Source organism: Croceitalea sp. MTPC6 (assembly GCF_036985525.1).
Taxonomy (GTDB): domain Bacteria; phylum Bacteroidota; class Bacteroidia; order Flavobacteriales; family Flavobacteriaceae; genus Croceitalea.
In genome coordinates this window covers 555,787-574,932 of record NZ_BTGR01000001.1, presented here as the reverse complement: position 1 = coordinate 574,932, position 19,146 = coordinate 555,787, and the positions used below count along the sequence as shown (strand labels likewise).

17 protein-coding genes are annotated in these 19,146 nt (G+C 36.0%); 8 read left to right on the top strand and 9 right to left on the bottom strand.

The features are described 5' to 3' along the window. Positions 1-49: 49 nt before the first annotated feature. The 4 genes from AACP56_RS02710 to AACP56_RS02695 are packed head-to-tail and all read right to left on the bottom strand — an operon-like array spanning position 50 to position 5,153. A complete protein-coding gene (locus AACP56_RS02710; protein ID WP_339333691.1) occupies positions 50-1,876 on the bottom strand; it encodes an ABC transporter ATP-binding protein in 1,827 nt (608 codons plus the stop codon). A 3-nt stretch (positions 1,877-1,879) separates the two neighbouring features. After that, the gene (locus AACP56_RS02705) at positions 1,880-3,583 is read right to left on the bottom strand and encodes a phospho-sugar mutase (protein ID WP_339333693.1); all 1,704 of its coding nucleotides are present in this window, start codon (positions 3,581-3,583) and stop codon (positions 1,880-1,882) included. 59 nt (positions 3,584-3,642) lie between these two features. Beyond that, the gene (locus AACP56_RS02700; RefSeq protein WP_339333695.1) at positions 3,643-4,590 is read right to left on the bottom strand and encodes a glycosyltransferase family 2 protein; all 948 of its coding nucleotides are present in this window, start codon (positions 4,588-4,590) and stop codon (positions 3,643-3,645) included. 41 nt (positions 4,591-4,631) lie between these two features. Beyond that, positions 4,632-5,153 carry a DUF4199 domain-containing protein gene (locus AACP56_RS02695; protein WP_339333697.1) on the bottom strand — a complete coding sequence of 174 codons (522 nt, stop codon included), beginning with the start codon at positions 5,151-5,153 and terminating at the stop codon, positions 4,632-4,634. Positions 5,154-5,331: 178 nt separating this feature from the next. Between AACP56_RS02695 and AACP56_RS02690 the strand changes: the two genes are divergently transcribed. The 3 genes from AACP56_RS02690 (at position 5,332) to mtaB (ending at position 8,261) form a co-directional block, all read left to right on the top strand. Then, a complete protein-coding gene (locus AACP56_RS02690; protein ID WP_339333699.1) occupies positions 5,332-5,601 on the top strand; it encodes a type B 50S ribosomal protein L31 in 270 nt (89 codons plus the stop codon). Between the two features lie 85 nt (positions 5,602-5,686). Further along, positions 5,687-6,862 (top strand): GlmU family protein, encoded by a 1,176-nt coding sequence (locus AACP56_RS02685; RefSeq protein WP_339333701.1) that lies wholly within the window; start codon positions 5,687-5,689, stop codon positions 6,860-6,862. A 70-nt stretch (positions 6,863-6,932) separates the two neighbouring features. Next, positions 6,933-8,261, top strand: a complete 1,329-nt coding sequence (mtaB, locus tag AACP56_RS02680; RefSeq protein ID WP_339333703.1) for a tRNA (N(6)-L-threonylcarbamoyladenosine(37)-C(2))-methylthiotransferase MtaB — start codon at positions 6,933-6,935, stop codon at positions 8,259-8,261. Positions 8,262-8,328: 67 nt separating this feature from the next. Here the strand turns inward: mtaB and AACP56_RS02675 are convergent, their stop codons facing one another. Beyond that, positions 8,329-8,622 carry a GNAT family N-acetyltransferase gene (locus AACP56_RS02675; protein WP_339333705.1) on the bottom strand — a complete coding sequence of 98 codons (294 nt, stop codon included), beginning with the start codon at positions 8,620-8,622 and terminating at the stop codon, positions 8,329-8,331. Positions 8,623-8,799: 177 nt separating this feature from the next. Here AACP56_RS02675 and AACP56_RS02670 point away from each other — a divergent pair, with 177 nt between their 5' ends. The 3 genes from AACP56_RS02670 to cls are packed head-to-tail and all read left to right on the top strand — an operon-like array spanning position 8,800 to position 11,933. Continuing rightward, complete coding sequence (locus AACP56_RS02670) at positions 8,800-9,462, top strand: alpha/beta hydrolase (protein WP_339333708.1); 663 nt, start codon at positions 8,800-8,802, stop codon at positions 9,460-9,462. A gap of 48 nt (positions 9,463-9,510) precedes the next feature. Continuing rightward, positions 9,511-10,467, top strand: coding sequence for a lytic transglycosylase domain-containing protein (locus AACP56_RS02665; RefSeq protein ID WP_339333710.1), 957 nt, complete (start codon positions 9,511-9,513; stop codon positions 10,465-10,467). Positions 10,468-10,469: 2 nt separating this feature from the next. After that, a complete protein-coding gene (gene cls / locus AACP56_RS02660) occupies positions 10,470-11,933 on the top strand; it encodes a cardiolipin synthase (protein WP_339333712.1) in 1,464 nt (487 codons plus the stop codon). Positions 11,934-11,965: 32 nt separating this feature from the next. Here cls and AACP56_RS02655 read toward each other — a convergent pair whose 3' ends face one another. Then, the gene (locus AACP56_RS02655) at positions 11,966-12,481 is read right to left on the bottom strand and encodes a DUF2892 domain-containing protein (RefSeq protein ID WP_339333714.1); all 516 of its coding nucleotides are present in this window, start codon (positions 12,479-12,481) and stop codon (positions 11,966-11,968) included. 3 nt (positions 12,482-12,484) lie between these two features. Then, complete coding sequence (locus AACP56_RS02650; protein ID WP_339333716.1) at positions 12,485-13,375, bottom strand: DUF6263 family protein; 891 nt, start codon at positions 13,373-13,375, stop codon at positions 12,485-12,487. A 139-nt stretch (positions 13,376-13,514) separates the two neighbouring features. Here AACP56_RS02650 and rpmH point away from each other — a divergent pair, with 139 nt between their 5' ends. Both rpmH and carB read left to right on the top strand, forming a co-directional pair. Continuing rightward, positions 13,515-13,673: a 50S ribosomal protein L34 gene (gene rpmH / locus AACP56_RS02645; protein WP_339333718.1), complete on the top strand. Its 159-nt coding sequence runs from the start codon at positions 13,515-13,517 to the stop codon at positions 13,671-13,673. 105 nt (positions 13,674-13,778) lie between these two features. Next, positions 13,779-16,631 (top strand): carbamoyl-phosphate synthase large subunit, encoded by a 2,853-nt coding sequence (gene carB, locus AACP56_RS02640; RefSeq protein ID WP_339333721.1) that lies wholly within the window; start codon positions 13,779-13,781, stop codon positions 16,629-16,631. A 77-nt stretch (positions 16,632-16,708) separates the two neighbouring features. Here carB and AACP56_RS02635 read toward each other — a convergent pair whose 3' ends face one another. Next, positions 16,709-18,223 carry an NADP-dependent isocitrate dehydrogenase gene (locus AACP56_RS02635; protein ID WP_339333723.1) on the bottom strand — a complete coding sequence of 505 codons (1,515 nt, stop codon included), beginning with the start codon at positions 18,221-18,223 and terminating at the stop codon, positions 16,709-16,711. A gap of 323 nt (positions 18,224-18,546) precedes the next feature. Then, the gene (locus tag AACP56_RS02630; protein ID WP_339333725.1) at positions 18,547-19,143 is read right to left on the bottom strand and encodes a hypothetical protein; all 597 of its coding nucleotides are present in this window, start codon (positions 19,141-19,143) and stop codon (positions 18,547-18,549) included. Positions 19,144-19,146 lie beyond the last annotated feature (3 nt).

Genomic DNA, 19,146 nt, shown 5'->3' with positions numbered 1-19,146 from the left:
GATGCTGGATGCTGGATGCTGGATGCAAAAGTATTTTACTAACCACTAACTAACCAAGATTCTGCATCTCTACCAGCTTTTTATAGCCTTTGGCCGCCTTCATAAGTTCATTATGAGTGCCTTGCTCTGTAATTTCACCTTTATTTAAGACTACAATGGAATCCGCGTTTTGTATAGTGGAAAGTCTATGTGCGATGACCAAAGAAGTTCTGTTCCGCATCATTTTTTCTAACGCATCTTGTACCAAACGTTCACTTTCTGTGTCCAAAGCTGATGTCGCCTCGTCCAAAATCATGATGGGAGGATTTTTTAATACTGCTCTAGCAATGGATAGACGCTGTTTTTGACCGCCGCTCAGCTTATTTCCGCTGTCACCAATATTGGTGTCATACCCCTCAGGTAGTTCCATAATAAAATCATGTGCATTGGCAATTTTAGCAGCCTCAATAATTTCTTCATCACTAGCACTCTCTTTGCCTAAACCAATATTCTTTTTAACGGAATCATTAAATAGGATGGAATCTTGAGTAACTAGACCCATAAGACCTCTGAGAGATTTCTTTTTAATGTTTTTGATGTTAGTTCCATCGATGAGTATATCACCTTCATTTACATCATAAAAACGAGTGACTAGATTGGCAATGGTGCTTTTCCCACTTCCAGACTGACCTACAAGTGCCACAGTATGCCCTTTTTTGACATTTAAACTAAAATCTTGAAGTATATAATCGTCTTCATACTTAAAACTTACATTTTTTAGGATTAATGCTTGCTCAAACTCAGTTTTTTCAATGGCTGAAGGAATGTCTTTAATTGGATTTTCGGTCTCTAAAATTTCAAGGACTCTTTCAGCAGCTGCGTTTCCTTTTTTAACCCCGTACGATGCTTTACTAATGGCTTTGGCAGGAGTTAGAATATTGTATGCAAGGCCCATGTAGGCTATAAACGAAGAAGCATCCAATGTTTTATCAACCAAAACCATTTTTCCACCAAACCAAAGTAAAACCCCAATCACAAGAATCCCCAGAAACTCTCCTGTTGGTGATGCCAAATTTTGACGGTTTAACAAGCTATTGGAAAACCTAAAGAAGCGATTGGTAGAATTTTTAAATGTCTGATAAAAACGGGATTCGGAATTAAAAGCCTTGACTACCCGAAGACCTCCTAAAGTTTCTTCTACAATGGATAAAAATTCCCCTTGTTCTTTTTGAACTCTGTCCGACTTCTTCTTTAATGATTTGCCAATTCTTGAAATAATCATACCAGCAATAGGGATGAATACGAAAACAAAAATGGTAAGTTTGGTACTGATTCCAAACATAATAAGAATGGTAAAAAGTATGGTAAGTGGCTCTCTAACAATAAGTTCTAGGACTGATAGAAATGAATGTTGAATTTCCAAAACATCAGAAGTGATTCTGGCAATCACATCTCCTTTACGTTTTTCAGAAAAGAATGAAATAGGTAAATCCACAATTTTCTTGTACATATTATTGCGAATATCTTTTAGCACCCCGTTCCTAAGAAAAGTGATGAAAAACATTGCTAGATAGTTGAAAACGTTTTTGAAGAGGAACAAAACCAAAACCAGTCCTACTACAAGAACGAGCCCTTTCATGTCATCATCTCCAGAGTATGCAGTAACTCTGTAATTGATGTATTCTTGCAAGTAATCCTTTAGTCCTCCAAAACCTTCGTAAACAGGAGCTTTGTAAACTTTCTCTTCTGGTTTAAAAAGTACATCTAGCATTGGTATCAATGCCGCAAAAGATAGCGCGCTAAACAAAGCATAAAGAATATTGAAAAATATATTCAGAAATCCGTATTTGCGATAGGGTATCGCAAACCGTAAAATCTTTTTAAAGTAGTTGTTCATTAACTATAAATTCAATTCAGCTACAATTCCGTCAAGTTTGGAATCCAACTGCGAATTTACGGATTTAAAATCCTCGGCTTTGGTTAAAGTTGTGTTAGTACTCATGTAGAATTTCACTTTTGGCTCTGTTCCACTAGGTCTTGCTGCAATTCGAGTACCGTCTTCAGTTTCATAGATTAAAACATTGGATTTTGGCAAATCAATTGCTTTTTCTTCTCCAGTTTGTACGTTTTTGGCAACAGAAGTATTGTAATCTTCTATCCACAGCACTTTTGAGCCTTGAACAGAATCTACAGGGTTTTCCTTAAAATCCTTGAGCATTTGTTTGATTTCTTCAGCACCACTCATCCCTTTTTTGGTAATGGAAATCAATTTCTCTTTGTAAAAACCAAATTCTACATAAGCATCAATCAAATCCTTATAAAAAGAACTTCCATTTGCTTTTGCTTGGGCAGCTATTTCACATGCCAGTAGGGTAGAGGTTACGGCATCTTTATCACGAACAAAGTCACCGACCATATATCCAAAACTTTCTTCACCGCCGCCAAGAAAATTAGAGTCTGGGAAATCTTTTATCATCTTACCAATCCATTTGAATCCCGTTAAAGCTGTTTTAAACTCAACGCCATAAGCTTTTGCCATTTGTTCCATCATGGGAGTTGAAACTATGGTCGTGGCAATAAATTCGTTCCCGTTAAAACCTTTTGCTTTGTATTGGTCCAATAAGAACTTGGTCATCAATACCATGGTTTGATTTCCATTAAGGAGTTCCATTTCACCCTCTAAATTTCTGACTGCTATTCCCAAACGATCACTATCGGGGTCTGTACCTACGACCATGTCCGCTCCAATTTCTTCTGCTTTTGCAATTGCCATTGCTAAAGCTTCCGGTTCTTCAGGATTTGGTGACTTTACCGTTGGAAAATTACCATCGGGTTCCGCTTGTTCTTCAATTACTGTAACATTATTGTAACCAGCACGTTTTAAAACTTCAGGTATGGCCGTGATTGATGTTCCATGGATAGAAGTGAAAACGATTTTAAAATTGTCCTTACCAGCTGCATTAAAGTTGCCATTTTTAACAGATTCGTTAAAGAAAGCTTCGTCCACTTCAGTATCAATGGATTCAATTAAATTATGATTGGCATCAAACTTTATATCTTCAAAAGAAAGTGAATCAATTTCCGCAATAATTTCACCATCTTCAGGAGGGACAATTTGACCTCCATCAGTCCAATACACCTTATAACCATTATATTCAGGTGGATTATGTGATGCAGTCAGTACAATACCGGCATGGCAATTTAAATAACGCACCGCGAAAGAAAGTTCTGGAGTAGTTCTCAGCGCAGAAAAGCGATAAACTTTGATTTCGTTTGCGGAAAGGACTTCTGCAACTACTTGTGAAAGTGTATCGCTGTTATGACGGCAATCATATGCGATAACCACTTTAACTTTTTCGTTTGGATATGACTTTTTTAGGTAATTACTAAGTCCCTGCGTGCTTTTGCCTAAAGTATATTTATTGATTCTATTGGTACCAACACCCATAACACCTCGCATACCACCAGTACCAAATTCCAAATTTTTATAAAAGCGCTCTTCAAGCTCTTGGGTATTGTTTTGTATTAAATCTTGGACTTCTTTTTTGGTTTCTTGGTCAAAGAAATCAGTTAGCCAAGATTTAGCGGTAGCGGTGACATTCATTTTAAGTGATTTATATTAGGTGTTTCTTAAAAATACAAAGATTGTTGCTTTTCTGCTTTTTAGAGGTTGATTTTTTCAGAAATTGAATACGTATTTTCATTTTTCTTGGAACGCACTAAGATTTCCCCCAAAAATCCTGCTAAAAAGAACTGCGTTCCAATGACCATAGAGGTAAGCGCAATATAAAATTGGGGCCTATCGGTAATCAACCTACCTGTTTTATGGATAAAGAGTTTATCAATCCCTAAATAAATAGAAAATCCAAAACCTACAATGAACATTAATACACCTAAAGCTCCAAAAAGATGCATGGGTTGGCGACCAAATTTGGAAACAAACCAAATAGTTACTAAATCTAAAAACCCATTGATAAAGCGTTCTGCGCCAAATTTAGTGGTTCCGTATTTGCGTGCCTGATGCTGCACTACTTTTTCCCCAATATTTGAAAAACCTGCATTCTTTGCCAATACTGGAATATAACGATGCATATCCCCAGATACTTCTATGTGTTTTACCACATTTTTATGGTAGGCCTTTAAGCCGCAATTGAAGTCATGCAGTTTTAGTCCAGATGTTTTTCTAGCTGCCCAGTTGAATAGTTTTGAAGGAAGGTTTTTTGATAGCACGGAATCGTAGCGCTTCTTTTTCCAGCCGGAAACTAAATCAAACTGCTCATTTTTGATAAGATTGAATAACTCTGGAATTTCTTCAGGATTGTCTTGTAAATCCGCATCCATGGTAATGACCACTTCGCCTTGTGCTTCCCTAAAGCCAGCATGTAATGCCTGGGACTTTCCATAGTTCCTTAAAAAACGGATACCTTTTACCGAAGGGTGCTTTTTGGAAAGTTCCTCGATGGTTCCCCAAGACCCATCAGTGCTCCCATCATCTATGAATAGGATTTCATATAAAAAATGATTGGATTGCATCACTTGAGCAATCCAATCATGTAGTTCTATGAGTGATTCTTTTTCGTTAAGTAAAGGGATTACAATGGATAATTGCATTGTTGATTTCTGGAATTCCCTTCAAAAATAGCATTTTTTGTTTAGTATGCAGGTTGTTCCTTTTTGGTAATCAATCCAGTGATTAATCCTACAATTAAACCAAAAATAGCACTAATAATTATACCTACGGCAAGGAAAACTGGGAATAACTTTTCCTGGAATTCCACGCCTTGATCCCATTGTTCTTGAGTGAGTTTTGGATTTTTCTCAAAAGCATCTACACGGGCAATTTCAGTTGCCTTCTCCATGTAATCAGGTTCTATAACGTTTGATAAGACAAGAAAATAGATTGTACCGATTATAGCGGCTATTAGACCTACACCAGCCCCAAGTTTAACGGCTTGTCCTAATTTTAGAAAACCTCCATTGGCTTTTTTAAATTGGATAATTGCAATTACTACGAATACTGCTAGTATTCCGAACTGTACTGCTTGAATTGCAAAACTTCGTTCATAGTGCATGTCCATTGTGAATAGCATTACACCAAAAACTATGCCGACAAGTCCTGCGATTAGCCCAAATTGCAATGCATGTTTTCTTGTTTTAAGTTTGTTTTCTTCCATTTTTTTAAATTTTGTTGGTTATTACTTGTAGTTAGTGATTCATTTTTAAATTTTGTTACAATTAAAAGTACAATTTTTTCTTTTTTGGTAATTTGTGGTTGCAGTATTGGGAGAAATCATTAAATTTGCAGCCTTAAAATAAGTGCCTGTCGGAATGGGCGCGTAAATTTTAGTTAAGATGAAAACAGGCATACACCCAGAAAATTATAGATTAGTTGCTTTTAAAGACATGTCTAATGACGATGTGTTTATAACTAAGTCAACTGCTGAAGCAAAAGAGAGCATCACCGTAGATGGTGTAGAATATCCATTGATTAAATTGGAAATTTCTAGAACTTCCCATCCTTTCTACACTGGTAAGACAAAACTTATTGATACTGCAGGTAGAATTGATAAATTCAAGAACAAATACAAAAAGTTCGATAAGAAAGAGAAAAAAGAAGAATAGACCTCTTTATAAAAAATATATAACAACGTCCTTGATTGCTTTCAAGGGCGTTTTTTTATTTTTACGACCAAGTTAAATAACTAATATGAACGTAATTCTTTCAGATGGGAATTATAGGGACGCTTTGCTTCCCTTTACATTTACTAGACCAGTTGCAGAAATAAGAATAGGTATTTTGACCATTAAAGAAAAATGGGATACATGGCTAAAAACCGACTGTAGCTACTTAACCGAAGATTATCTGACCAAAAAGTTTCCTCTAAAAGCAGAAAAAGAGAACCTGGTTGTAAATGCTGCTTATTTACCCAATGAAGAATTGGTGAAAGCTGTAAAAAACTTAAAGTCTGGTGAGGCTTTAGTTATAGAAGAAGAATATGTGGCCTATGTGACGCAAGAGCCAAAGGCAGAATTTGATTCATCTGCTTACAAGTTGACCAATTTTAAAAACAATACAATTACAGTTAAAAACACTTGGGACATCTTTTCCAATAATGGAGAAGCTTTACAGTCAGATTTTAATGTGATTACCAAGGGTAGAAAAAGTGCTCCAATATCTAACACTAATCACCTCATAGCTGCTGAAAATATATTCTTGGAAGAAGGGGCACAAGTAGAATACAGTATTTTAAATGCCTCTGAAGGACCTATTTATTTGGGAAAAAACTCTTTAGTAATGGAGGGTAATATGATCAGGGGAGCTTTGGCGCTTTGTGACAATGCCGTAATTAAAATGGGTGCCAAGATGTACGGTCCAACGACCATTGGCCCATATGGTAAAGTGTGCGGTGAAGTAAATAACTCGGTAATTTTTGGATACTCCAGTAAAGGACATGATGGATATTTGGGGAACTCTGTACTAGGAGAATGGTGTAATATTGGAGCGGACTCCAACAACTCTAATCTTAAGAACAACTATGCCAAAGTTCGCTTATGGAATTATGATACGGAAAAATTTGATCAAACCAATTTACAGTTTTGTGGTTTAATGATGGGCGACCATAGTAAAACTGCCATAAATACCATGTTTAATACAGGTACTGTAATAGGCGTAAATGTTAATGTTTATACTCCGGGTTTCCCTAGGAACTTTATTCCAAGTTTTAGTTGGGGCGGTGCTTCTGGATTTTCTACCTATATGCCTAAAAGAGCTTTTGAAGCCGCTGAAGTTATGATGGCGCGACGGGGAGTTGAATTTGATGAAACCGAAGCGGACATCCTGAATCACGTTTTTGAAGAAACAAAGCGCTGGCGAAAGTATTAGAATCAGTTATCAGAACCCAGAACGTTCAACTTTTTTCTATCTTTGCCCTCCTTAAAACGGTGAGGACTACATGAACAAGAGAGTTGCTTTTTATACCCTAGGCTGTAAACTTAATTTCTCAGAAACTTCTACTATTGCAAGAGGTTTTGAGGGAGAGGGTTTTGACCGTGTGGACTTTTCGGAAAGCGCTGATATTTATGTGATTAATACCTGTTCCGTAACTGAGAATGCAGATAAGCGCTTTAAAACCATAGTAAAACAAGCTCAAAAAGCCAATCCAGAGGCTTTTGTGGCAGCCATAGGTTGTTACGCGCAATTAAAACCTGAGCAATTGGCCGCTGTTGATGGCGTAGATTTGGTTTTGGGAGCTACAGAAAAATTTAAGATTACGGATTACCTAAATGACCTTTCCAAAAATGATAGGGGAGAAGTCCATTCTTGTGAAATTGAAGAGGCGGATTTTTATGTGGGTAGTTATGCTATAGGGGACAGGACAAGGGCTTTTCTAAAAGTACAGGATGGGTGTGATTATAAATGCACTTATTGTACAATTCCTTTGGCACGCGGTATTTCACGGAGCGATACTTTACAAAATGTTTTAAAGAATGCTGCTGAAATTTCTGCAAAAGGAATAAAGGAAATCGTTTTAACTGGTGTTAATATCGGGGATTATGGGAAAGGGGAGTTCGGTAACAAAAAGCATGAACATACTTTTCTAGATTTGGTAAAAGCCTTAGATGAGGTAGAGGGTATCCATAGACTCCGAATTTCTTCCATAGAGCCCAATCTTTTAAAAAACGAAACCATAGACTTTGTGTCACAGAGTAATTCCTTTGTACCACATTTTCATATTCCATTGCAGAGTGGTAGCGATGCCATTTTAAAATTGATGCGTAGGCGTTACTTGTCTAACCTATATGTGGATAGGGTAAAACGTATCAAAGAGGTGATGCCGCACGCCTGTATTGGTGTAGATGTTATTGTTGGTTTCCCTGGGGAAACAGATGAACACTTTTTGGAGACCTATCATTTTCTGAGCGAGTTGGATATTTCTTATCTGCATGTATTTACCTATTCTGAACGTGACAATACTTTAGCGGCAGAGATGGAAGCTGTAGTTCCCAAAAATATACGAAGTAAAAGAAGTAAGATGCTACGAGGACTATCCGTAAAGAAAAGAAGGGCATTTTATGAAAGCCAATTGGGCACCACTAGAACGGTTCTGTTTGAAGGTGAGAACAAATCCGGATACATTCATGGGTTCACCGAAAATTATGTAAAAGTGAAAGCACCATGGACCCCAGAATTAGTAAACACATTACATTCCGTGGAGCTGACCAACATAGATGAGGACGGCTTGGTCCGATTTGAATTTTCTAAAAATATAGTTGAAGTATAGAAGGTACTGTGTTTAGTTGAGAAAAGGACATAAAAAAAACCTCTCAATGGAGAGGTTTATAATTTTGTTAGATTCTTATCCCTACGGGAAGCATTTCTTTATATTGCCTATTTTTTCGAAGGAAACCGGCAATATGTGGACTTGTTGGTACTACGCGTAAATTTTGCTCTTGTATGTGGTTAAGCACACCTTTAATAAAAGCTTCTTTAAAGCCTTCTTGGGTTATTTCTTCTGGTACTACTAGTTTGGTCAAGAATACTTTTCTTTCTTGAGAAGAATATTCAATCTTTGCTAAATGCCCATCAACCCTTGCTTCAAATTGGCGTAAGAAATTGTTGTCCTTAATGTCCATATCAGTCATAAAATTTTAGTTTTATATTGGTGCTAGATAAAAAAATTACGAAATGTTATAAATCCGTAATTTTATATTCATAAACTATGTTTAGGGCTTGCATAGACAGTGGGGTAAAATGCAAACGGATGACAAAAGTACTCAAAATTTGACTAAATTCCTAGCAAAATCGACCATCTGTACATTATGAGCGATAGTTTAACACCTGTATACCTTATGCCTGGGATGGCCGCAAATCCGTCAATTTTTGATGGGATAAACTTGCCAAAAGAGCAATTTTCTATTTTTAAATTAGATTGGTCAATTCCAAAGAAAGGAATAAGCTTGGAAGATTATGCCAAATTAATGTGCAAGAGAATCACTCATCAAAACCCAGTACTCCTTGGTGTCTCTTTTGGAGGGCTACTGGTTCAAGAAATGGCAAAACATATTCCTACTAGAAAGATAATTGCTGTTTCTTGTGTAAAATCACATACGGAATTGCCCAAGAGAATGCTTTTTGCAAAATATACCAAAGTTCACAAATTATTGCCCACAGGTTTGGTTAATAATGTAGAGCTATTGGCCAAATATGCATTTGGAGAAACCGTTACAAAACGTTTGCACTTGTATGAGCAATATCTTTCTGTACGAGACAAATATTATATTGATTGGTCTGTAGATCAAATTGTGAACTGGAAGCAGGACATCCCTCCAGAAAACCTTATACATATTCATGGAGAAAAAGATACAGTGTTTCCTATTTCTAACATCAAAGACTGTATAAAAGTTAAAAATGGTACACATACGATGATAATTCATAGGGCAAAATGGTTTAATGAGCATTTACCCACACTAATTTTAAAATAAAACAGTTCTATTTTTGTATTATAGTACTATTGAATAAAAAAATTACTCATGCGACACCTAAAAAATATATTGGCAGCTATTGGATTTCTATTTGTAATTGCGAGTCTTATTTATGCAGTTCAAGATAAGCCTACTCAAAATGAAATAATCCTAAAAGAGCATAATGAAAAGATAAATAAAAATGTAGGCAATGGGTATCAAATCAGTGCGATTGATATTCCTGAGGACTTAAATTTTGCTGGTGAAGCAGTACCATTAGAAGACCCTGAGATTTTAGAACGAGTTGATCGTGAGTTTTTGGTAAATACCTATTGGCAATCTAATGCATTATTATTAATGAAGCGTGCCAATAAATATTTTCCAATTATAGAACCAATTTTGGCTAAAAACGGAATCCCAGATGATTTTAAATATTTGGCCGTCGCGGAAAGTGGTTTGCAGAATGTGGTTTCCCCTGCTGGTGCCACGGGCTTTTGGCAAATTATGAAGGCTACAGGTAGGGAATACGGTCTTGAAGTAAATAGTAATGTTGATGAGCGTTATCATATTGAAAAGTCGACACAGGTTGCTTGTGAATACCTAAGTAAATGGAAAAATCGTTTTGGAAGCTGGACACTTACCGCTGCGGCTTATAATGCCGGACCGGGTGGAATCCAGAAATATATGAACATTCAGAAAGTTGATGATTATTACGATTTATTACTTGGACAAGAGACAGGGCGCTATGTATTTAGAATCATGGCTATAAAGGAAATCATTTCCAATCCTGAAAAATATGGTTTTGCTGTTGAGAAAGAAGACTTTTATGATGCCGTTCCAACTTTTACGGTAGAGGTAAATAAACCTGTTACTGACTGGGCAGACTTTGCGTCTTTATATGAGATTAATTACAAAATCCTAAAGCGACATAATCCATGGTTACGCGAACCACACTTAAACAATGCTTCAGGCAAAAAATACGTTATTGAAATCCCTAACAAGGGGTATTACCGGGAATCTAAATAATAATGTGGACGTACCTAAAAGAGAATATTTGGAGTATTCTTTTAGGAATAAACTACATTCTGGTCGTAGTCTTTTCTATTTTAATCTTATTAAAGAACAAGAATCCTGTTAAAACATTTTCTTATCTATTTGCACTGGCCGTCTTTCCTTTTTTAGGATTGTTGGTCTATTATTTATTTGGTCAGAATTACAGAAAATCCAAAATTTTTGAAAAGAAATATATTTTGGATAATGCTAAAATCAATGGATGGCGAAAGAAATTTTCCATCGATGAAGAAGAGCGAGAGGACTTTCAAGATGAGTATGGAGATGGAATTTTTAAAATTTACAAACTCTTGAAGTCAAATGAGAAAGCGATACTCACGTTTAATAATGATTTAGAAATTTTAGTAAATGGAGAGGAAAAGTTTGCTCGATTAAGAGCAGATTTGGATAAAGCAGAAAGCCATATACATATGGAATATTTTGCCTTATCTGATGATGAGTTAGGAACGGAAATTCTTAATGTTCTGTGCTCAAAAGCTAAAAAGGGGGTTAAAGTTCGGTTGATTTATGATGATGTGGGAAGTAATATTTCTTCAAGAATGAAAGGGAAAATGACAAAGTGTGGTGTTCAGCACTATCCATTTATGCCTGTTTTATTTTCAAATCATACTAGTAAAATTAATTATAGAAATCACAGAAAAATTGTAATAATAGATGGGCACATTGGATATTTAGGAGGTATCAATCTAGAAAGTAAATATGATAACACCTATAATAATGAACGTTTTTGGAGGGACACCCATCTTAGGGTTAAGGGAAATGGTGTTGGTTCCTTACAGGCACTATTTTTATTAAGTTGGAACTTTGCTGCTAAGAAAGAGATGGAAATTGGGCGTGAATTATTTCCAAAGAATAAGCCAGGAGCATCATCACCCAAGGCCATTCAAATTGCTGCAAGTGGACCAGATAGTGATTGGGCCAATATTATGGAAGCTATTTTTTGTGCGATAACTATGGCAGAAGAGAGAATTTATATCACTTCTCCTTACTTTATGCCAAACGATTCTATTTTAACAGCGTTGACAACAGCTGCTCGTAGTGGTGTAGATGTACGTGTTATAATACCTTATGATTCTGATTCATGGGCTGCACAATATGCAACTGATTCTTACATAGAAGAATGTCTGCTTTCGGGGATTCGTATTTTTAGGTACACCAAAGGATTTCTACATGCAAAAACTATACTGATAGACAATATGTTTTCAACTATTGGTACTGCAAATATGGATTATAGAAGCTTCTCTATCAATTTTGAAGTTAATGCAATGATATATGATTCGGCTATTAACCAAGAAATGGCAAAGATTTTCCTCAAAGATTTAAAAGAATGTGAGGAAGTAGAATTGGAAAGATGGAGAGAACGAAATATAGCTCGTAGATTTCAAGAATCTTTTGGAAGGTTGTGGGCCCCGCTCTTATAGAGTTAAACTTAAAAAAGCGAGGCTTAAAGAAATTAAATTTTCTTCATTTGCTGATGCATCATTTTAATTTGATCAGTAAGCATGTTGTTTTTGTCCAGTTTTTTAGCTTCCTGTAATAACTGGGTTGCCTCTCTCTTTCTACGTTTTTGCATAGAAATTCCCGCTAGGCTTAGTTTAGCCATGGCAACATCATAATCCATGGTAAGTCCTAATTTCAGTGCTTTTCTAAAATACTTCTCAGCAGTGGTAAGGTTTTTTTGCGAGTAGATAATACCGTGTAAATAGTTGTAATAGCCTTGCTGCTTGGTGGTTAAAGCAGCTTCAGGATTCTTGATTTTGGTAAGCCACTTTTCAGTACCTTCCATATCTTGTTTTCGCATCCTTAGGAAAGCAAGTAAGATGATTTCATTTCTAAAATAAAGGAAAATAAAGATTAAGGATAGCAAAATTAAAAAGATGCCGTTCCCTATATAACCCTCTATAAATTGATATACTGCGTAGCCTATTATTAAAGTTGCTATGACCAGTTTTAGATTTTTATTGAACATGTGTTAGTTTTCTAATAATTCGTAAGTAGTTGTGGATTCAATGGTCGTAGGTATTTCCACATTACCCATTTGAGCCATTTTTGTGCTTCCTTCTGCAAGACTGGAAACCATTACTTTTTTAATAAACCCATTGGTCGTATTTGTTTGTATTACGGTTTCTTGTGATCCACTTAAAGACATGGTGGTTCCAGATTCTTCGGTGTTCATAATTACAGCTGCTGTACCTGAGATTGATGTGGTATTGCCTTCAACCTTTTCTAATTTAAAAGTATTGTTGGCAGATAGTTTGCCACTATAGGTGTTCTCCCAACTATCTCCAATTGCTACTGCTTCATTGGGATAGAAATAGGTCATTTGCTCAAAACTCTTGGCCAATCCGTCCGAACTGAATTCTTTTTCCAAAGATTTTCTCATTAAGTTCATTGTGAATTCATCTTCTATACCTGCCGATGAAATCATTTTGGTAATAAGTTCATCCCCGCCTTCCACAGAAACAACGGAACCATTGGTGTTCATACGCATTTGAAGCTCATGCCCTATGAGTGAATGAAACATTTCTGACATGATGTCGCCCTCTACCAATTCTTTAGCCTTTACGTCCATTAGCACACCTTGTATGCTTGAGTTGGACTTTAGTGCAAAATCCTGAAATATTAGTACTAAATCATATCCTTTATCGTCAACCCCTGTAACTTTAAAATCATACAGCCCGGTCAAATCATTTGTCATTTCATGTTTTGTGCCTTCCAACTGTTGCGTAATTAATTGTTTTGCTTGCTGTTTTACTTTAAAAAGGGCACCTTCTTTTAAGTCATATTTTAAAGTATTTTGCGCCTGAATCGAAAAAGTCGCTAGAAAAGAAATTAAAAGGATAATTATTCTGGTGGATTTCATTTTTTCTATGTTGCTTTATGGAATGACAAAACTAACACAAACATTTTTTAGAAACCATTTGTCAAAGCAAAAACTCTTTGTATATTTGCGCCCGGAATTTGGATAGCCATTTCAGGTTATCTACTTTATAAACTTCGAAATGAAAAGAACATATCAGCCTTCAAAAAGAAAAAGGAGAAACAAACATGGTTTTAGAGAGCGCATGGCTACTGCCAATGGTAGAAAGGTTCTTGCTAGTAGAAGAGCAAAAGGAAGAAAAAAACTAACTGTTTCATCAGAACCACGTCATAAAAAATAAATGGCTGTCAATAACTTTTAATAAAGGTGCTACTTCTTTAAGTTTAGCACCTTTTTTTTTGCCGAAATTTGAGAAATTTTTGAACAACGAGTAACACAATTTAGAATGCCCAAAAGAAACGACATTAAATCGATTTTGATTATAGGATCAGGCCCAATCGTTATTGGTCAAGCGTGTGAATTTGATTATTCTGGCTCACAAGCCCTACGTTCCTTGAAAGAAGATGGTATAGAGACAATCCTTATCAATAGTAATCCTGCTACGATAATGACCGATCCTGTTATGGCGGATTATATTTATTTAAAGCCGTTGAACACAAAATCGATTATTGAAATTCTTAAGAAGCATCCAACTATAGATGCTGTTTTGCCTACGATGGGTGGACAAACAGCATTAAATCTTTGTATAGAGGCTGATGAAAAAGGAATTTGGGAAGACTTTGATGTAGAAATTATAGGAGTTGATATAGATGCTATCAATATTACCGAAGACCGCGAACAGTTCCGTGAGTTAATGACAAAAATTGGAGTGGGAATGGCGCCTCAAGCCACTGCTACCTCATTTCTAAAGGGAAAGGAAATTGCCCAAGAGTTTGGTTTTCCATTGGTTATTAGGGCTTCATTTACGCTTGGAGGTGCTGGTGCGTCAATCGTTCATGACCCAAAGGATTTTGATAATTTGCTGAGCCATGGTTTAGAAGTATCACCAATCCATGAGGTGATGATTGATAAAGCTATGATGGGTTGGAAGGAATATGAGTTAGAGTTGCTTCGCGATAAAAATGATAATGTAGTAATCATTTGTGCTATTGAGAATATGGATCCTATGGGAATCCATACAGGAGATTCGATTACCGTTGCACCTGCAATGACCTTATCCGATAGAACCTATCAACGTATGCGGGATATGGCTATTCATATGATGCGTAGTATTGGTGATTTTGCTGGTGGCTGCAATGTGCAATTTGCGGTTAGCCCAGATGAGGAAGAAGAAATTATTGCCATCGAGATTAACCCTAGAGTTTCACGTTCCTCTGCTCTAGCTTCTAAAGCAACTGGGTATCCAATTGCAAAAGTAGCTGCAAAGCTGGCCGTAGGCTATTCTTTGGATGAATTACAAAATCAGATTACACAATCAACTTCGGCGTTGTTCGAACCAACATTGGATTACGTTATTGTAAAAATTCCACGTTGGAACTTTGATAAGTTTGAAGGTTCAGATAGAACACTAGGACTGCAAATGAAAGCCGTGGGAGAGGTAATGGGGATTGGCCGTTCTTTTCAAGAAGCACTACATAAAGCTACACAGTCGCTTGAAATAAAAAGAAACGGACTTGGAGCTGATGGCAAGGGTTATAAGGAATATGATACCATTATAGAAAAACTTACCATACCAAGTTGGGACCGGGTTTTTGTAATCTACGATGCCATTCAAATGGGTATTCCTTTAAGTAGGATTCACGCAATCACTAAAATTGATATGTGGTTCTTAAAGCAATATGAAGAATTGCATTTGTTGGAACAGGAGATTTCTAAGTTTACTATCGCTAGCCTACCAAAAGAGTTATTGTTAGAAGCTAAACAAAAAGGCTTTGCAGATAGGCAGATTGCACATATGCTTGATTGTTATGAGAGTGAAGTGCACACCAAACGAACAGATTTAAATATTAATAGGGTATATAAACTGGTGGATACCTGTGCAGCCGAATTTAAGGCTATGACACCATATTACTATTCTACCTTTGAAGAAGAAATAGAAACTGCAGATGGAGAGCGTTATGTAGCCAATGACAGTGAAGTAACAGATAAAAAGAAAATTGTTGTATTGGGCTCTGGTCCCAATAGGATTGGACAAGGGATAGAGTTTGATTATTGTTGTGTGCATGGAGTTTTGGCATCAGCAGAATGTGGTTATGAAACAATTATGATCAATTGTAACCCTGAAACTGTTTCAACCGATTTTGACACTGCTGACAAGCTATACTTTGAACCAGTGTTTTGGGAGCATATCTACGACATCATTTTACACGAAAAACCTGAAGGTGTTATTGTACAGCTTGGAGGTCAAACAGCGCTTAAACTTGCCGAAAAGCTATCCAAATATGGAATTAAAATTATAGGAACCAGTTTTGAGTCTTTGGATTTAGCAGAGGACCGCGGTAGTTTTTCTACGCTGTTAAAAGAGAACAATATCCCTTATCCTAAGTTTGGAGTGGCTGAAAGTGCGGATGATGCCTTGCAACTGGCAGATGAACTCGGTTTTCCACTCCTAGTGAGACCATCTTATGTATTGGGTGGGCAGGGAATGAAAATTGTAATCAACAAAGAAGAATTAGAAGCCCATGTGGTAGATTTATTGCGCAGTATTCCTAATAATAAGCTGCTATTAGACCATTACTTGGATGGTGCTATTGAAGCAGAGGCAGATGCCATCTGTGATGGAGAGGACATTTATATTATTGGTATCATGGAGCATATTGAACCTTGTGGAATTCATTCAGGGGATTCCAATGCGACCCTACCACCATTTAACCTAGGGGAATTTGTGATGCAGCAGATAAAAGACCATACCAAGAAAATTGCTTTGGCACTTAATACTGTAGGTCTTATCAATATCCAGTTTGCAATAAAGGACGATACGGTTTATATCATTGAAGCTAATCCAAGAGCCTCCCGAACGGTGCCATTTATAGCCAAAGCCTATAAAGAGCCATATGTAAATTACGCTACTAAGGTAATGTTGAGAGAGAAGAAGGTGAAAGATTTTAATTTCAATCCACAATTAGAAGGCTATGCTATAAAACAACCGGTTTTCTCTTTTAATAAATTTCCTAACGTAAATAAAAACTTAGGTCCTGAGATGAAGAGTACCGGGGAAAGTATTTTATTTATTGATAGTCTAAAGGAGGATGAGTTTTATAATTTATACTCTAGAAGAAAGATGTATTTGAGTAAATAGATTCCTCTCTTTGTACAAAAAGAAACCCATTCCAATCAATATTTGAAATGGGTTTTCTTAGCTAACTCAAACTAAACTTACTCTCCTTGGCCTAAAGAGAAACCTCTTTTGCCATTAAATTCATATAGATTTTCTGTTTTAATAACATCAAAATTATTTTGATGAAGTTTTGATAGTAAGGCGATCACTTGCTCGTACTCCACATTTTCGTATTTAGGCTCTTTGGTTTTTATATTAGCAGCATTTGCTACAAATCGGCATCTCCAATGGTCTGTACAATAGGTTTCTTTTAGTCCACTTGGAAAAACTTTAACACCTCTATTGGTAATCATCTTGAGTTTTAAGTTATGTGACTTAATTTGGTTTAAGCCGTTTCCAATAACTTGTGGATCATTACCTTTCCAATCTATGAACACGTCAACACCAACTAATTCCTTAGATGATTCTTGTCTTTTATATTCCAGAATTGTAATTGTGCCAGAACCTTTAGACAAAGAGCTTATAGAGAGTTTTTTGGGTTTAGTACCCAAGCGTTGTATTATTGCTTCTGCAAACTCTTCGGTACTTACTTTTTTCTGACTTATTTCTTCTTGGTAAACATCAGCGGTATGAATGCCATCTTCTAAGGTTGCTAACCAAGCATTTCTAATGTTGTCTGCCACCTCAGCTTGCCCAATGTGCGCTAGCATCATTATGGAAGCATTTAATAATCCAGATGGGTTGGCAATTTTTTGTCCAGCAATATCAGGAGCCGAGCCATGGATAGCCTCAAACATAGCAACGTTTCTTCCAATATTAGCTGAACCTGCCATACCCACAGAGCCTCCAATTTCAGCGACAATATCAGAAATAATGTCACCATAAAGGTTAGAAGTAACAATAATGTCAAAATCTTTTGGTGAGGCTGCAATTTTTGCAGAACCTATATCTATAATTTGCGAGTTGCTCTCAATTTCTGGATATTCCAAAGCAATTTCTTTAAATACACTATGAAAAAGACCGTCAGTCAATTTCATAATATTATCTTTTACCATGCAGGTTACTTTCTTTCTATTATATGCTTTGGCATACTCAAAAGCATAACGGACAATTTTTTCGCAACCAGGTCTTGTTATGAGCTTTAAACATTGTACCACATCTTCTGTTTGTCTGTGCTCAATACCAGCATAAAGATCCTCTTCATTTTCTCTAATTACAACAATATCCATATTGGGAAAGTTGGTTTTCACAAAAGGGTGTAATGCATTTACTGGCCTAACATTGGCAAAAAGCCCCAATGATTTTCTTAGTGTAACATTAAGACTTTTGTAGCCCTTACCTTGCGGAGTAGTTATTGGTGCTTTTAAAATAACCTTATTTCGTGAGATGGTACCCCAAGCCGATTCGGTAATTCCAGAACTGTTTCCCGATAAATAAACTTGTTCACCTATTTCAATTGGTTCAGTCTCAATATTAGCACCGGCTGCCTTTATTACTTTTAAAGTGGCCTTCATAATTTCTGGACCTATACCGTCGCCTTGTGCTATTGCAATTTTGGTAGTCTTCGCAGCGATATTATTTTTTTCCGGTTCTAGTAAAAGGCTATTTTCCATACACTCCAATTTTTAAAAGTTTATTAAAGGTCTGAAAATAAAAACATAAATTTTTATTTATATTTAATATGATATATATAAAATATTTTTATTTAAAATATATTTTCTTCTTGAATACAGGGGTTACAACAATTTTCTTCACTAGCAAATAAGAAAAATTTTACCTAGATAATTTTTGAATCATGAAAGTATTGGGCTTTAACTCACCATAAAGCTTTGCTTTTTCACATTTTTGTTGAAAGAATTAGTGTAGTATGGTTTTTGAATAATGATTTCATAGTATTCTTGGATTGGTCATATGAATTGTAAAATATGGTAGATGCCTAATTACAATAATTTGAATAAAACTCAAAAATCTCTTGAGTGGTTTTTAATTTTTTGTTTTTTATTCTCTCTACGAATTTTGGACAATCAGAAAAATACGCTGCTAACTTTTTTCTTTTGAGACCAAACATTCCTTGGGTTGCCCTAACCATTTGTTTCGCATTAGTTTTATAAAGAAAGGGAACAGCATACAAATAACTATTGTCATCATCAATAAACTCCTGCTCATAATAGGTGAGTAAGTGATTGGAAACAATTCGCTTTAAAAATACTTTTTCATTATTTGGATCAACACTGTAATTAAATTTGAATAAAGCTGTTTCTTCTTTTAATGGAACTGATTCAAAATACTGATTATCATAACTATAGCCAAGAATCTCATCTGTTCCGTATTTACGTTTTAATCGCGGTTTTTTTGCTCTAAATCGTATGCGAGCATAAATTTCAAGAAAAGCAGTGTTAGTTGAACGGTCTTTAACCCAACCCAATATAGTATCTCCATCTAGATTGACAATATAGCCTTTATTGTAGCCCTTTTTTTGAGCTGAACCAGTAGTACAAATAAAGATTAGAATGAAAAATAAAAATTTGTGCATACA